General features: G+C 67.3%; 12 protein-coding genes (1 of these 12 cut by a window edge). All 12 read right to left on the reverse strand.

All coding sequences use genetic code 11. The features are described from left to right. Window positions 1-598: 598 nt before the first annotated feature. On the reverse strand, window positions 599-3,163 hold the full coding sequence (locus ASF53_RS17050; protein WP_056200920.1) for a hypothetical protein: 2,565 nt from the start codon (window positions 3,161-3,163) through the stop codon (window positions 599-601). Next, entirely contained in the window at window positions 3,160-3,423 is a 264-nt protein-coding gene (locus ASF53_RS17055) for a hypothetical protein (protein ID WP_056200925.1), read from the reverse strand. Before ASF53_RS17055 ends, ASF53_RS17050 begins: the two co-directional genes overlap by 4 nt. Window positions 3,424-4,576: 1,153 nt before the next feature. Beyond that, window positions 4,577-5,896 (reverse strand): hypothetical protein, encoded by a 1,320-nt coding sequence (locus tag ASF53_RS17060; RefSeq protein ID WP_056200931.1) that lies wholly within the window; start codon window positions 5,894-5,896, stop codon window positions 4,577-4,579. 826 nt (window positions 5,897-6,722) lie between these two features. Next, complete coding sequence (locus tag ASF53_RS17065) at window positions 6,723-7,829, reverse strand: ABC transporter ATP-binding protein (RefSeq protein ID WP_056200932.1); 1,107 nt, start codon at window positions 7,827-7,829, stop codon at window positions 6,723-6,725. Next, a complete protein-coding gene (locus ASF53_RS17070) occupies window positions 7,826-8,629 on the reverse strand; it encodes an ABC transporter permease (RefSeq protein WP_056200933.1) in 804 nt (267 codons plus the stop codon). The genes ASF53_RS17065 and ASF53_RS17070 overlap by 4 nt, the downstream gene beginning before the upstream one ends. A gap of 10 nt (window positions 8,630-8,639) precedes the next feature. Beyond that, window positions 8,640-9,512: an ABC transporter permease gene (locus ASF53_RS17075; RefSeq protein WP_056200937.1), complete on the reverse strand. Its 873-nt coding sequence runs from the start codon at window positions 9,510-9,512 to the stop codon at window positions 8,640-8,642. 28 nt (window positions 9,513-9,540) lie between these two features. Continuing rightward, complete coding sequence (locus tag ASF53_RS17080) at window positions 9,541-10,587, reverse strand: ABC transporter substrate-binding protein (protein ID WP_056200938.1); 1,047 nt, start codon at window positions 10,585-10,587, stop codon at window positions 9,541-9,543. 71 nt (window positions 10,588-10,658) lie between these two features. Further along, window positions 10,659-10,967, reverse strand: a complete 309-nt coding sequence (locus tag ASF53_RS17085; RefSeq protein WP_056200940.1) for an NIPSNAP family protein — start codon at window positions 10,965-10,967, stop codon at window positions 10,659-10,661. A gap of 10 nt (window positions 10,968-10,977) precedes the next feature. Beyond that, window positions 10,978-12,450: an aldehyde dehydrogenase gene (locus tag ASF53_RS17090; RefSeq protein WP_056200942.1), complete on the reverse strand. Its 1,473-nt coding sequence runs from the start codon at window positions 12,448-12,450 to the stop codon at window positions 10,978-10,980. A gap of 11 nt (window positions 12,451-12,461) precedes the next feature. Further along, window positions 12,462-13,499, reverse strand: coding sequence for an LLM class flavin-dependent oxidoreductase (locus tag ASF53_RS17095; RefSeq protein WP_056200944.1), 1,038 nt, complete (start codon window positions 13,497-13,499; stop codon window positions 12,462-12,464). Between the two features lie 77 nt (window positions 13,500-13,576). After that, complete coding sequence (locus ASF53_RS17100) at window positions 13,577-15,340, reverse strand: alpha/beta fold hydrolase (protein ID WP_082482797.1); 1,764 nt, start codon at window positions 15,338-15,340, stop codon at window positions 13,577-13,579. Continuing rightward, on the reverse strand, window positions 15,333-15,584 hold the 3' portion of the coding sequence (locus ASF53_RS17105; RefSeq protein WP_056200948.1) for an amino acid synthesis family protein. 333 nt of this gene lie beyond the right edge of the window; only the last 252 of its 585 coding nucleotides appear in the window; the start codon falls outside the window, past its right edge — the gene reads right to left on this strand; it ends in the stop codon at window positions 15,333-15,335. Before ASF53_RS17105 ends, ASF53_RS17100 begins: the two co-directional genes overlap by 8 nt.

Here is a 15,584-nt window from a genome sequence, read left to right on the forward strand (position 1 = left end):
GACACGGCTCCTCGGGTGGAGTTCAGCGTGCCAAGAACGTGCCTGAGAGAGGGCGCTTAGGGATACGTCGCGGTTGCCGCTATTGCCGCGGCGTGCCGGCTCCACTTCGCAGGCAGGTGCCGCAGGCCAACTCGTTCGAAGTAGCTGGTCACGGCCGGGCTCCCCCGATCGCCGGCCAAGTATGCGGCGAGAGCTGAGTAGTCGTCGTTCAGGAGCATTTCGAGCGCGGGGCGGCTCACGACCCATGGGCCTCCGCCGACACGGCGCCCGATCTGATGCTGTTCGCACCAGAGACGCAGGGTCCGCACCGACTTGCCTGCGATTTCCGCAGCCGCCTCGACCGAGATGCCTTCGCGCCGATCAAACGGGATCAGGCAGCAGTGGGACACTATCCGAACTCCCTGTTTAGGCGGGATGGGGGGACCTGGGGAGACTTGGGGGGAGTGTTTCAGCCGCTCCCTACAAACTGTCAGACGTGTCGCGTCACGCGCGGAGCGGGGCATATCGGCAGGTATAGGGAGGGACTGACACTTCGCATGGGATGGCTGAAACACTCCCCCCATATCCCTGCAACTCCCCCCCACTCGGTACCCGGTGCTTACTCGGCGGCATGGGCGAAATGCCACTCGTCCGGATCGATTGTGCCAGCGTTGAAGCCGAGGCTGTACTTGTTGCCGCGCTTCGGATCGAGCCTGACATGAAGCTGGCCTCCAGACACGACTCGCCCGCTGATAGATTTGAACCACAGGCCGAGAGCATTGCTGTTGACTACGCCACCGCGACCAGCCCGCCTCAGTAGGAGGTCACGGAACTCCGGCGTCTTGAACTCTCTGCCGAAACTTCCGTAGGCCTCGGCTTGCTCGCACGCGACTTGGATGATGCTGTTAACCGAGTAGGGTGAGTTCAGGTGCAGCAGCGGGTGGTCGCGCCAGTGCCCGAACAGTTCGCGGATTGCGGACAGTTCCGGGTCCTCCGCCCGCGCGGTCTCCATGCTGTCGACTGGATCGGACTCGCCGAGCCAGATCAGCGGCGCGCGCACCATGTCGGACCAGACCTCATAGGAGCCGACGGGCCCGCAGACGGTGGGCGCGCCGGCCGCGCGGTAGGCCAGCACGATGGTGAGCGCCGCGGCAACGTAGGCGCCGCGATCCGCCAGCACGCGTTCCACCGGCTTGAAAGCGAACTCCCGCAGCTCGGGCCGCTCCACCTTGGCGTCCAGCGCACAGGTGATGGTGCGCCGGGTCATGTCGCCGACGAGCGTCAGGTTGTTGCCGGTGGCGAAGACGGTCGAGCGGCACTCGATCTCCGGCGCGTCGCTGGTGCCGAGGATGCGCGCCCGTACCATGGGCCGCTCCGTCATCTGGCAGAGCGTGTCCCCGCCCAGCGGGCCGTTGACGTTGTCGATGGACACGATCGGATCGGCGTTGAGCAGCAGGGACACCAGCCGCTTCTCGGTCTCCTCGTCCGTCTTGCCCGCCGCGATCACGGGCGAGCGCCGACCGGTCGCGATGGTCGAGATCACGTCCACGAGGTAGCTCTTACCGGTGCCCGGGGTGTGGGCGTTGATGGCGTGCAGCGGCGTCACCGACAGCGCACCGCGCGCCACGGCCGTGAGGATCCCGGAGAGCGCCACGGCCCGGTCGATCGCCGCGACGAAGGGGAAGCCTGAGATCAGGTCTGTGAGAAGGCACAAGGCGCGCTCGGCGTCCTCGCGTGTCGGCCGTTCCGGAATCGGCGGTAGGTGGAATCCCTCTGGCAGCTCCAGGAGGAGCCGCGTCGCCGGATCGTAGCCGGGTTGAGACAGGATTGTCCCGTCCGGCCGCAACGTCGGCGTCGTCACGATGCCGGCCACGGCAGGCAGGCGCCATTCGCCATCCCGGGCCAGTAACGCCAGGATCGCGTCCTTCGGCGGGTTGGTATCCATCCAGTCCTCGGACCGCAGGTCGAACCGCTGGAAGCGGGCGACGCGCGCGGCATGGTCCAACATGCTGGCGGGACACATGGGCTTGAACCGGGTCGTCAGGGTCTTGCCGCCCTTGGCCGCCGCGGCCACCTCGATCACCGGCCGCACCAGCGAACCGGCGCGCGTGTAGATCGGGGCGCCGGCCGCAATCAGCGCCGCCTCTGTCTGGTCGACGACGCGGGGGACCTGCCCGGCTACGACGAGGATGACGGGCCGTTCGTCGGGCGATCCATCCTCATCGGAAGGGGTATGGCCGGGTGCGGCCCGCTTACGGCGCTTGCCGCCCGTCCGGGCCTTGGTCTCGGCCTTGTTCCAGCAGCGATGCACCTCGACTTCGAGGCGATCGCCGTACTTCTCCGCGATGCCGGTCGGGTGCAGGGCCAGCAGCGCGACGATCTCGGGCGCGGTCCAGCCGTAATCCTTCAGCCAGCCGACGACGTGCATGAACTTTCCGGAGCGCTCGCCCTCCGGCGCGCCGCACTCGATCAGCCGCAGCAGCTCACCGGGGAGGTCGCGGCGGCGGTCCTCATCGGAGCGCGGCGCCTTCGGCCTCTCCTTCCGGCTCTTCGCCTCGCGCGCCGCCTCATCCAGCCACACCACGGTGCGGTCGATCTGCGCATCGATGTTCGCCAATACGTCCGGGGAGCCGGGCAGGTGATCGCCCGTGACGACGATGAAGCGAGCGGTACGGCGGTACGTCTCGATCTTGCCCTTGGGCGAGCCCGGCACCCGCTGGTTCCGATGGACCTCCGACCCTTCCGCCAAGCCGATGATGCGCAGTCCGGTGCCGGAGATCGTGACCTCGGCGTAGGAGGCCGAATCGGCTACCTGCACCTCGCTCCACTCCTCCAATGCACCGGTCGCCGGGTCGCGGCAGTCGTCGAGGTCGAACGAGCCCCATTTCCCGTCGGCGAGCGAGGCGCCGATGCCGTGCGCGCGCCCGGCCTCAACGGCGGCGATCGCGGTCTCGAACGAGCGCCAAGTCCGGCGATCGTTACTCTTGGCTTTCCGGCCCGGCGCGTCGGCGATGTACGGCACCTTCGTCAGCCGATCAGGCCGGCCGTTCTTGCCGTCCACGATCTCCCAGCGCCAGACGAGCCATCGATCCTCGACCTGGAGCGGCACGAGCGCGGCGGGCAGCTTGCGGAACTTCGTGCCGGGCGCCGGCAGGGGAGGAGGAATCGTGGCGCCCGCGCTCAATGCAGCCTCCTGCGGCGCTCGGTCTCGATCCGGCCGATCGTCGTGTCCGGCTCGCCGTTGAGGAAGCGGAACAGGTCGAGGCAGACGGCTTCGGGCGGATCAGGGAACTGATCCTCGGGCCATGCGCAGAGCCGCCGGATGCGCCCGCCGGGCACGACCTGATGGACGACGGTCGCCCAGCGATAGCCCGATGGCACCGCCGGAAGCGATTGCCCGTCGCGGATCAGCGCGTCGATCTCCGGCTGTTCGGTCCAACGCACCCGAGTCGTGCGCTCAGGCTTTCCACGGAAGAATGCCCGATCCTTGTCGAGTACCGCCTCCAACTCGGGAGGCCTTGTCGGCAGCCCGTGCGCAACAGTATGACGATTGCCAGATGCTGCTTTATGGCGCCGCTTCGATCCGCTGCCGTTCCGGGCTCCTACCCCCGGAGCGGCAGTTTCGTTTCGGAAGGGCTGCGGGTTGGGTGTACGGCCAAAAAGCCGTTGCTGATCAATGGGGGAGAAAACCCCCGAACCTGGAGCTAAGTGTCTGTAATTTACACGATTTCTGCGCTTCCCTTGGGAGCGCCACCGGCTAATCTAGCCCTCATATGGGCTGACACCCTTCCCATCTTGGTGATCGACTTCGTTGCCGCGCATATGAATGGGCGGTACGAACAGCCTTGGCGCTGATGTCGCACGCGATCTGCGACAAGCGCGGCATTCACAGCTTCCGCCGCATCATCCTCCCTGCCGTTGCTCTGCTCATGCCGCCTTCGTAGACTGGCAAGCGGAAGTCGCATGGGAGCGGATGCAGGGCTCAAGCGTGCGGCGTCCCCGTTTCTGCGTGACGACATCGCTGAGTTCGCGTTGGCCGAGCGGGCCAAGGGGGAGAGGCCCTCACCCATCGCCCTACCGCGCGAGTCTGACTGGATAACAGCCGACGACAGCGCAGTGGGATTGGCAGCGCTATGGGCCCCTGTGCGAGTGCCTGGATTGGCCCATGCAAAGCAGAGCACGCTCCGACCGATTACATCGACAAGCCGCACCATTGGGTCGTAAAAGCTTCGTTTATCTGGAAATTCGGACACCCGAACGACGACCGATACTTGTATAACGAAAGGCGTGCGGAGCGCTTCGCGATGTCGGCGCCCCCCTGTCGGTGCAACTGAGGCAGATCAAGGATTGATGCGATTGGCAGTCGTTGCCGATGGCTCGGCAGCTGTAAGCCGAGATCCGCTCCCCCATCAGGGAGGCATGGCCACCGATCCTCGCCAAGTACATCGAACCGATGCGCGGGATTTTGGCGATCTATGGCGCTCGATAGGCCACGAGGACTGGCACCCCTCCCCCATACCCGCGTGATGGGCAGCAAAACCGGGCGCCAATCCCAGTTGACGCCGCGTCGGCACCGAAGCCGACGCGGCGCGTTTGTCTAGAAGTAATAACCGATATTGACGAAGAACGCTTTCTTCCATTTTCGGTCTCCGCCCATGGCGAGACCGTTGGTATATTGTCCGGCGCCGATATAGGGGTCGTTTCGGCCGAACAGGCCTTCGGTATAGATGATGAGGCTGGGATCGGCCGTCAGGGTCCAGATCGTGCCGAGGGTGAAGCGCTCGGACGTGCTGAAATCGGCGCGGTCCTTGAAGTAGGCGCTGTAGTTCAAGTAGGGCACGATCGTGAACGGACCGATCGGATCGGCGACCTTGTAGGAGACGTCGGCCGAGACGAAGTTGCCCCGCGTGGCCATGTTGTACGACACGTCGAAGCCGCCGACCGTCAAGAGATCGTTGCGGATCGGGTTCCTCGGATCGATGTCCTGGCGAACATAAATCGCCTTGAAGCCCCAAGCACCGTGCGTGGCGTTGACGTGCACGCTTTCGAGCTGCTTCGAGCCGGTCTGCCGGGTATCGAAGTTGTAGATGCTCGAATGCCAGATCGAAGCGCCGACCGCGAGCGAGGCGATGTCGTTCTTGACGAAGAAGTACTCGCCCCGGCCGATGAACATGTTCTCTTCGGAGTTGCGCGTTCCGAAGGGAATGAAGCTATCCGCGATGACGATATTCGTGGAATAGCGCGCGCTGTCGCGGCTGAGGCCGAAGCCGTTCGGGTTAGCACCCGGATAAAAGCCGAACTGATAGTTGAAGTCCGGCTCGACATGCGCGTATTTCACACCGAGATTGTAGATCTCTTCCACGCCCATCACGAAGCCGAGCGAGCCGAGGAAGGTGTTGGTGAAGTACGGCGTCAGGCCGAACGGCACTTGGTTCATGCCGAAGGTGAGACTGTCCTCGGGCGTGAGCTTGTAGCCGAGATAGGCCCACATCGGGAAGTTCACCTCGCCCGGGTGATTGTCGTAGCCGAAGCGTGTCCCGTAGAGAAAGCTTCCGCCGTAGAAGCGATACTGGGCCGCGCCGAAGATCGTGTCGGAATCGTAGATCGCCTTCAGCGAGAGCGTGTCGAAGGAGAAGTTTTCCGTCGTCTTGGCGAAACCACCGCGGCTGACGTCATCGAAGCGCAGGTCGTAGCGGACGCGGAACGCGCCGCCGAAGGTGAACTTGCCGATCCCACCCGTCGCCGGATCGGGATGGGGTGTCGGATCGGGCACCGCGATCGGCTGCTCGCGATTGACCGCGCTCGGCTCGGCATCGAGCTCCTGAGTTCCCTGATCCTGGGCCCAGACAGGCTGGATCGGTAAGAGGCCGGCCCCCGCGCAGAGCGCGAGAACGGCTGCCAACTTCGTCGACCTCATGGTGCGCGATCCTCTCGCCTGTGCAGAAGATGGAATCCGTGCAGCACCGCCCCCGGCTCACGGATGATGGGTTGAGTGACCGCAACCCGCCGTTCCGCGGCCGCGCCGAATCCCTTCGGCTCGGAGACCTACGGTTCTGCGTCTGCGGCGCAGGCCCCGGCCGCACGTCGGCACGCTCTCGCATCGCGTGAGCGATGAAGAGGGGGCCTCAGGGGCAGGGAGCGTTCATGGCCACGGCGGATCGGCCGAGGGCGCGGAACGCATACTTTTGGTTGAGGTTGTTTTTACTCGTCGATGGCAGCTCAGAACTTGGGCGCCAGAGAAAAAGGCCGTGCGCTACGCTTTGAAGTCTGCACCCAACCTTTTATCTCGATGTCTAACCGTAATACGTAAGACCGTAAGCGGACAAGGCATTTCAAGAGGCATCGCGACTAAAAATTGATCTTTATCAATTTTTTCCCGGCTCGGGATCGGCCGGCCACAGCGCGGAAATCCGGCGCGTACACATCACGCAGTCGGACTTCCGGGCGCGCTCAAGCGCTTTCCGACGAAGTGGACATCGGTTCGGCGAAAGAAGGCACGTTGCAACACAGACCGAGAGACGCCGGCCTGATGCCATCAGGTCGGATACGGCTCGAGGCGCCTTCGTTTCGATGTCGGAATGGGGAGCGCGGAGCTGGCGTTAGGCCCCGCGCTGCGGAACCGTGGCCAGGGGCGGTGTCATCGCAAATCCGGTCGATCCCATCGCCCGCACGATGGGTCGTCCCCTCAGGTACCGCACGGGCCGAGCGAGACAGGTCCCGCTGGGATCAAGCGGAAAGCCGGGTCAGTTCGGGAAGATCTGCGCCTGCTCCGGCTGCCAGGCCAGGGCGACCCGCTCGCCCACCCGCGCGCGTCCGGTACCGCCGCACGGCGTACGGACGGTGAGGCTCTCACCCCAGGCCGTGGCGACGCTGTACTGCATCGCCTCGCCGCGGAAGCTGGCCTCGTCGATGGTCCCGAGGATCGCGCCCGCCGGGGCGCTGTCGGGATTATGCAGCCGGATCGCGTCGGGCCGCACCATCAGCACGCCGCGCTCGCACTGGGCCGGCATCGCCGCCAGCGACACGCCGCTCACCGGCGTCCCGTCATCGAGGAGGATCGCCCCGTCCACCGCGCCGCGCTCGCGGTCGATGCGGCAGGGCATGAAGTTCGAATGTCCGATGAAGCCGGCGACGAAGCGCGAGGCGGGCGCGTCGTAGAGATCCCGCCCGGTGCCGAGCTGCTCGATCCGCCCCTGGCGGAACAGGGCGATCCGGTCAGACAGGTGTAGCGCCTCCTCCTGATCGTGGGTCACGTAGAGGATCGTCACGCCGGTCTCGTGGTGGACGCGCTTGATCTCGTGCTGGAGTTCGTCGCGCAGGCTCTTGTCTAGGGCGGAGAGCGGCTCGTCCATCAGGAGTAGCGGCGGCTCGTAGGCGAGTGCCCGGGCGAGCGCCACACGCTGCTGCTGCCCACCGGAGAGCTGTGCCGGCTTGCGGTCGGCATAGGCTTCGAGTTGCACGAGCCGGAGCATTACCTTAACCCGGGCGTCGATATCGGCGCGGCTCCGGCGCCGGACCTTGAGCGGGAAGCCGATATTCTCGGCGATCGTCATCTGCGGGAACAGCGTGTAGCGCTGGAACACCATGCCGATGTTGCGCTTGTTCGAGGGCGTGTTCAGGATCGAGCGCCCCTCGATCAAGACATCGCCGGAATTCGGCTCTTGAAAGCCGGCGATGACGTAGAGCGTGGTGCTCTTGCCCGAGCCGGACGGGCCGAGGAAGGTCACGAACTCGCCGCGGGCGACATCCAGGGTGACCGCCTCGACCGCCACGACCGAGCCGTAGCTGCGCCGGATGCCTTGGATCGCCAGGAACGGATGGTCGGAGGGAGGGCTGGACGGAGACCTCATGCGCGGACGTCCTTCTTCTTGAGGGCGGCGGAGAGCAGCATCAGCACGGCCGTGAGCGCGACGAGCAGGGTGGAGACGGCGGCGACGACGGGCGAGAGATCCTGGCGCAGCACGCCCCAGATCCGGACCGGCAGCGTCTGGATGTCCGGGCTCGCCATGAAGATCGCCACGACGACCTCGTCCCAGGAGGCGAGGAAGGAGAACAGGGCCGCGGTGGCGATGCCCGGCATGATCGCCGGCAGGGTGACCCGGATCTTAGCCTCCATCGGCGAGGCGCCGCACAGCACGGCCGCATCCTCGATGGAGGGGTCGAACCGCTCGAGTGCACCGCTGATCGAGATGATCGAGAGCGGCAGTGCGAGCAGGAGGTGGGCGAGGACGAAGCCGAGTTCCGTCCCGTTGAGCTGAAGCCGGAGGAACAGCGCGTAGAGCGCCACCGCCAGCACGACCACCGGCAGGATCATCGGCATCAGGAACAGGGCCCGCACCGTCTCCCGACCGGGGAAGCGGCTACGCACCAGACCGAACGAGGTGACCAGACCGAGCGCCACGCTCAACACCGTGACCCAGGCGGCGATCCGCAGGCTCGTCAGGAAGGCGAAGATCCAGTCGGGGTCGTCGAACAGGTCCGCGTACCACCGCAGGGTCCAGCCCGGCGGCGGGAACTGCATCCATTGCGAGTCGCCGAAGGACAGGGCGACGAGCACCAGGATCGGGAGGAGCAGGAACAGCCCGACCGTGAGACCGATACCGCAGAGCACGAAGCGCAGGCCGCCGAGGCGGGAATAGGTGAGAAGCATCGATCCCTCCTCAGGCCGTGCTGCGGGTTCCGAAGAACCGGACTTGGAGCGAATAGAGAATCAGGGTCAGAACCAAGAGGATCGTCGCGGCCGTGCTGGCCAATCCCCAGTCGAGCAGCGACTGCACGAGCTGCGCGATCAGTTCCGGCAGCATCATGTTGGCGGTGCCGCCCAGGAGTGCGGGCGTCACGAAGTAGCCGAGCGACATCACGAAGATCATGAGCGCCCCGGAGGCGATCGGCCCGGAGAGCATCGGCAGCAGAATGCGGGTCAGGCACTGCCATCGGGTGGCGCCGCAGAGCGAGGCGGCCTGGAGCACGCTCGGATCGATCGTCCGCATGGCCGAGGTCAGCGGCAACACCATGAAGGGCAGCATGATGTAGGTCATGCCGAGGGTGACGCCGATGAGGTTGTTGGTCAGCGTCAGCGGCGCCGAGATCAGGCCGAGCCCCAGCAGGGCGCGGTTGATCAGGCCCGTCCCCTGGAGGAGCACCATCCAGGCATAGGTCCGGGCCAGCAGGTTGGTCCACATCGACAGGACGACGATGCCGGCCAGGAGTCCCGCCAGCCGGCGCGGCGCGATGGCGAGGAACCAGGCCGTCGGGAACCCGATCACCAGGCTCGCGCCGGTCACGAGACTGGCGACGAGGAAGGTGTTGCCCAGAACCTTGAGGTAGGTCGTGCCGGCGAAGAAGGCGGCGTAGTTGCCCAGGCCCAGCGTCGGCTCGGTGATGCTGCGCAGGAGCAGCGCCAGTACCGGAACCACGAACAGAAGCAGGACGAAGACGAGGGCGGGGAGGACCGCACCGAAACCCCGCAAGCGCCGGGTCCAGGTGGGTGGGGCATCCTGCAGCGGCAGGGCCTGCAACTGTGCCGCGGTCATGGCGCGGTTCCGTTCGCTCACGCGCCCATCACCGCGTCTGCCACGCGTACCAGCGCTTGCCGATTCCCTCGCGGTTCTTGGCCCAGTACGCCATGTTCAGGTTGATCTGCGTCGCCTCGTGCCGGTTCGGCAGCGTCTCGGCGATGGCGGGATCCATCAGCTTGGCCGAGCCGAGATTGATCGGGGCGTAGCGCGTGGCGGCGGCGAAGTCGGCCTGCTCCTTGGCGCCGGTGGCGGCGGCGATGAACCCCATCGCGGCCTGCCGGTTGCTGCTTCCCTTGGGCACCACCAGCATGTCGGCGGTGGTGAGGTTCTGCTCCCAGGCGATTCCGACCGGCTGCTTGTCCTGCTCGAGGGCGGCGATGCGGCCGTTCCAGAACTGCCCCATCGCGACCTCACCGGAGGCGAGGAGCTGCTGCGACTGCGCACCGCCCGACCACCAGATGATCTCGGACTTGATGGTGTCGAGCTTGGCGAACGCCCGGTCGAGATCGAGCGGGTAGAGCTTGTCCGGGGCGACGCCGTCGGCGAGCAGCGCGATTTCCAGAGCTCCGGGCGCCGACCACTTGTAGAAGGTGCGCTTGCCGGGGAAAGTCTTGGTGTCGAACAGGTCGGCCCAGCTCTTCGGCGCGGCCGGGAAGTGCTTGGTGCCGTAGCCGAGGACGAAGGCGTAGTAGAAGCTGCCGACCGCGTGATCGGTCACGAAGCGGGGGTCGAGGGTGTCGCGCTTGACCACCGAGAAGTCGATCGGCTCCAGAAGGCCGTCGCGCGCGGCCTGGGCGGCGAAGTCGTACTCGACGTCGACGACGTCCCAGCCGACATTGCCGCTCTCGACCATCGCCTTGAACTTCCCGTAATCGGTCGGGCCGTCCAACTGCACGCGCACGCCGCTCGCCTTGGTGTAGGGCCGGACCCAGGCGGTCTTCTGCGCCTCCTGCGTCGTGCCACCCCAGCTCGTGAAGACGATGCTGCGCGCGGCCGCCGTGGCCTGCGGCAGCAGGGACGTCGTCGGCAGTGCCACGAGGGCGGTCCCGAACGTGGCGGCGGCGATGCCGATAATGGTCCTGCGCTTCATACTGGCCCCCTCTGGCTGTGATGCGACTGGCTGGGGCGATTGTCCGACCGCCCCGACGGATCTTGCGCGGGCTACGGCTGGAACGGCGCGGCCCGGAGGATCTTGGATTCCATGGTCTCGATCAGAGCCTGGATCTTGGGCAGGAAGGCTGCCCAGGCGGGATCGGCCGCCAGCGCCGCCCGGCGGGTCTCGCGATCGGCGAGATCCCGGTAGCCCCAGATGTGGACGATCTCGTTGAGCGGGCCGATCTCGGTGGCGTAGTAGCCGACGAGGTTTCCGAGATGGCCGCGCTGGATCGTGATGCCCTCCTCCCCGACGAGGGTGAGGTAGGCAGGAACGGTGCCGGTCTTCAGGCGATAGGTCCGCATTTCGTAGATCACCGGCCCCTCCTCAGCGCATCACGAACGGATCGGGGATCGGGTCGTCGGAGGTGCGGATCCAGACCGATTTCGTGCGGGTGTAGTCGAGCATCGATTCGAGCCCGCCCTCGCGGCCCAGCCCCGAGAGGCCGAAGCCGCCGAAGGGCACGATCGGCGAGATCGCCCGGTAGGTGTTGACCCAGACGATGCCGGCGCGCAGCCGCCGGATGCAGCGGTGGGCCCGCGTCAGGCTGGCGGTGAACACGCCCGCGGCGAGGCCGAAAGGCGAGTCGTTGGCGAGCGCCACCGCCTCCGCCTCGTCCTCGAACGGGATGACCGTGAGGACGGGGCCGAACAGCTCCTCGGCAGCGCATGGGGTCTTGGGTCGCGCGTCGGCGATGATCGTGGGCAGGTAGTAGAAGCCTTCGGGAAAACCTTCCGGCCGGGCGCCGCCGACGACAAGGCGGGCGCCGGCCTCGAGGCTTGCCGCCACCACCGTCTCGATGTGTTCCCGTTGCCGGGCCGTGGCGAGCGGGCCGACCTCGGTCTCGGGGTCGCCCGGTGCGCCGAGGCGGATCGCCCGCGCCTTCTCGGTGAGGATCGCGACGAAGCGGTCGTGCACGCTGCGCTCGACCAGCAGGCGCGAGCCGGCCACGCAGCTCTGACCGGCCGCGGCGAAGATGCCGGCGACGACCGCGTTGGCGGCGCTGTCGAGATCCGCATCGGCGAAGACGAGGACCGGCGACTTGCCGCCGAGTTCCAGCGAGGTCGCCGCGAGGTTGTTGGCGGTGTTGCGCACGATGTGGCGGGCCGTGCCGGGACCACCGGTGAAGGCGACTCGGGCGACCAGCGGATGGCTCGTCAGCGGCGCGCCGCAGCCCACCGCATCGCCCGTGACGATGTTGACGACGCCGGGCGGAAAGCCGGCCTCGTGCACGAGTTCGGCGAAGGCGAGCAACGGGGCGGGCGCCTCCTCGGAGGCCTTCAGCACGACGGTGCAGCCCGCCGCCAGCGCCGGCCCGAGCTTGACCGCCGACAGGAACAGCGAGGAGTTCCAGGGCACAATCGCCGCGACCACGCCGATCGGCTCGCGCCGGGTGAACACTTCCATATCCGGCTTGTCGACCGGCAGGTGGGCGCCGTGCAGCTTGTCCGCGAGGCCGCCGAAATAGCGGTAATACTCCGCCACGTAGCCGATCTGGGCCCGGGTCTCGCGGATGATCTTGCCGGTGTCGCGCGTCTCGAGTTCGGCCAGATGCCCGGCCCGCGCGGCGACGAGGTCGGCCAACCGCATCAACAGCGCGCCGCGCCGGCTCGGGACGAGATCCGCCCAGGCCGGATCGCGCTGGGCGCGGTCGGCGGCGCGCACGGCCCGATCGATGTCGGCGGGGGTCGCCGCCGGCATCAGGGCCCAGGGCCGGCCGGTGGCCGGATCGAGGCTCTCGAAGGTCGCCTGCGGCTCGGGGAAGGCCCCGTCGATATAGGCGCGGAAGGTGGGGAGCATGGCGGGGGCGCTCATGCGAAGGCCGGCATGACGTCGCGGATGAAGAGCTCCAGCGAGCGCTTCTTGCGCGCATGGCCGATGCCGCTGTCGATCCAGACGGCGTATTGATCGTAGCCCATCGCCTCGTAGGCCTTCAGGCGGGCGATGACCGTCTCGGGCTCGCCGATGACGAGGTTCTGGGCGATCTTCTCCGGCGCGAATTGCGGCATCGAGGCCTGCAGCTCGGCGTCGAGGCCGCGAATGAAGCCCTGCTCGATCGGCAGCTTGTTCTGGAACAGGGCGCCGAAGGCGCAGAAGAACCGGCTCAGATCCTGGCTCAGCTGCGCCGTCTCCTCGGGGGATTCGGACACGAAGGTGTGCTGCAGCAGCATGATCTGCGGGCGCGGCACGCTAGGCGCATCGGCACAGGCCTTGTCGAACCGGCTGATCAGCGCCTCGACCTCGCTGTCGCCCGAGGCGAGCGGCGTGACCTGAACGTTGCAGCCGTTCTCCACCGCGAAGGCGTGGGAGTTCGGATCGCGCGCCGCGACCCAGACCGGAATGCCCGTCTGCTGAAGCGGCTTGGGCGTCGTCGTCGTCTTGGGAAACTGCCAGAACTCGCCTTCGTGGGTGTAGTCGCCCGCCCACAGGCCGCGCAGGGCCGGGATCATCTCGCGCATCCGCTGGCCGGCGCCCCAGGCGTCGAGGCCGGGCATCAGCCGCTCGTACTCGAAGCTGTAGGCGCCGCGGGCGATGCCGAGATCGAGCCGCCCGCCGGTGGCGAGGTCGGTCATCGCCGCTTCGCCGGCCAGCCGGATCGGATGCCAGAACGGCGCGATTACCGTGCCGGTCCCGAGCCGGATGCGATCGGTGCGGGCGCCGAGATAGGCGAGGTTGATGAAGGGATTGGGAGCGATCGTGAACTCCATCCCATGGTGCTCGCCGATCCAGGCCGCCTCGAACCCGCCCCGCTCCGCAGTCTGGACGAGATCGGTCAGTTCATCGAACAGCGCGGCGTGGTTCTGCGCGTCATCGAAGCGCTCCATGTGGACGAAGAGGGAGAATTTCATGTCGGCCTCGGCGAAAGGGGCTGTGCGCGACGGCGTGGAATCGGGCGGCGTTCGAGGTTCGAGCGCGGGGCGGCCGATCAGGCCGCCGCACCCGGATGGAGGGCCTGGATGGTCCCTTCGCTGACATTGCCCGCATAGATGCCGAAGGCGTTCTCCCGGCGCTCGCGGGCGTAGCGTTCCAGCATCGTCCGGCTCGCCGGATCCCGGATCGGGCAGTTCGCGAGATCCGCGACCGGCCAGCGGCGGGTGCCGGGGCCGGGATGGCCGGCGAAGGTTCCGCGGTAGACGATCGCGGTCGAGGCGCCCGCCGTGCCGGGATTCTCGTACACGGCGAACAGGAACCCGAGTTCGGCGACGATGCCCTTGGAGGCGAGCTGGCCGTGAATGCTCTTCGGATCCGTGGCCGGTTCGATGCAGGCCGCCGAAGGCAGGGCGAACTGGCCGTCACGCTCCTCGACGAGGAGAACTTCGCCCTCCGATTCGAGGATCGCCCGGACCTCGGTGGAGCGGGTGCTGGCGACCATCGCATCCTGGGCCAAGCCGAAATCGACATAGGCGCCGCGGCAATAGCCGAGGGGCATCCGGTGGCTGCCCTCGAAATCGACTACCTCGCCGATAAGGATGTCGTGGTCGCCCGCCGCCACCACCTGGTGAAGGCGGCAATCGAACCACGCGGCGCAATTCTCCAGCACGGGGGAGCCGGTGGCCCCCGAAAACCAATCGACCTGATCGAACTTGTCGGGCCGCTTGGAGGCGAACACGCCCGACACGTCGCGCTGGTCCTGCGCCAGGATGTTGACGGCAAAGCGCGGCGCGGCCTTGAAGACCGGATGGCTCGAGGCGGTGCGGGCAATGCAGATCGAGATGAGCGGCGGATCGAGCGAGACCGAACTGAAGGAGTTGGCCGTGAACCCCCGCGGCTCGCCGTTCTCCTGCAACGTGGTCACCACGGTGACCCCGGTGGCGAAGGTGCCGAGCGCGTTGCGGAAGCGCCTGGGTGCGGCGGCGGTCTCGTCCGCTTCGAGGCTGGCGATGAAACGCGCGATCTCGGCATTGACCCGGGCCGCCCCGACCAGCGGCATCATGTGGCGCTCGCCCGACAGGACGAACCCACGGGCGCCCGGAACCGCGGCGGCCATCGCCCGCGTCATCTCCGGCGTGGAGTTGGGATCGTGCTGGCCCGTCATGAACAGGGCCGGGACCGACAGGTTCTGGAGTCGCTCCGCATAGGCGGCGTCGGCGGTGGCGAAGACGCGGTAGGCCAGGGCGTAGCCCCGGTCGTCGGCCCGTTCCAGCAGCGCCCGCATCCGCTCCGCCTCATCAGCCAGATGCGGCGGCACCAGGGAGCCGAACCAGCGCGCCAGGGTCGTTTCGATCCCGGGGCTGGCCTCACCCGCCTCCAGCGCCTCGACCCGGCGCAGGACCGCCTGACCCTGCTCGGGGCTGCGGCGGTAGACGGCGTTGAGCGCGGTGACGCTGCCGACGCGCGCCGGATGCGACAGGGCCGCCTCCAGCGCCACCATCGCGCCCATCGAGTGGCCGACGAGGTGGGCGCGCTCGATTCCCAGCCCGTCGAGCACCCCGATGAGCTGGGCGGCGTAGTCCGCCAGCTCCGGCCTGCCCTTCGGCCGGTCGGAGGCGCCATGGCCCATCATATCGTAGGCGTGCACCGGCCGCTGTTCGGCGAAGGCGGCGATCTGCGGCCGCCAGACGGTATGGTCGAGGCCGACCCCGTGGATGAACAGGATCGGGGTCGCACCGGTGGCGGCGCCGGCCGAGGCGACGGCGGTGCGCCGTCCGGCGCTGTCGGTCAGGAGGACAGGGGATGCGCGCTCAGGCATCGCCGGCCTCGATCTCGCGCAGATCCTGGTAACGGTCGCCGATGCGGTGATGCGGACGGCCGCCGACCGAGGCGCCGAGCGCGACCACGAGCTCGTCGGGCGCCGGCGCGTCGAGAATCGAGAACTGCACGGTCAGGTAATGCGAGCGCATGCCCTCGTCGTGCTTGTGCATCAGCGGAATCACGATCGGGCAATCGGGGCCGCCGCGCGTGTTGGTGAAGCTCAGGTAGCTCTTAGCGCCCAC

The organism is Methylobacterium sp. Leaf123, assembly GCF_001423405.1.
GTDB lineage: Bacteria > Pseudomonadota > Alphaproteobacteria > Rhizobiales > Beijerinckiaceae > Methylobacterium.

What these genes read in the sequence shown, in the direction of transcription:
- ASF53_RS17060 (WP_056200931.1), bottom strand. Translation starts at nt 5,896, where the DNA reads ATGAGGTCGACGAAGTTGGCAGCCGTTCTCGCGCTCTGCGCGGGGGCC.
- ASF53_RS17095 (WP_056200944.1), bottom strand. Translation starts at nt 13,499, where the DNA reads ATGAAATTCTCCCTCTTCGTCCACATGGAGCGCTTCGATGACGCGCAG.
- ASF53_RS17070 (WP_056200933.1), bottom strand. Translation starts at nt 8,629, where the DNA reads ATGCTTCTCACCTATTCCCGCCTCGGCGGCCTGCGCTTCGTGCTCTGC.
- ASF53_RS17080 (WP_056200938.1), bottom strand. Translation starts at nt 10,587, where the DNA reads ATGAAGCGCAGGACCATTATCGGCATCGCCGCCGCCACGTTCGGGACC.
- ASF53_RS17075 (WP_056200937.1), bottom strand. Translation starts at nt 9,512, where the DNA reads ATGACCGCGGCACAGTTGCAGGCCCTGCCGCTGCAGGATGCCCCACCC.
- ASF53_RS17090 (WP_056200942.1), bottom strand. Translation starts at nt 12,450, where the DNA reads ATGCTCCCCACCTTCCGCGCCTATATCGACGGGGCCTTCCCCGAGCCG.
- ASF53_RS17065 (WP_056200932.1), bottom strand. Translation starts at nt 7,829, where the DNA reads ATGAGGTCTCCGTCCAGCCCTCCCTCCGACCATCCGTTCCTGGCGATC.
- ASF53_RS17100 (WP_082482797.1), bottom strand. Translation starts at nt 15,340, where the DNA reads ATGCCTGAGCGCGCATCCCCTGTCCTCCTGACCGACAGCGCCGGACGG.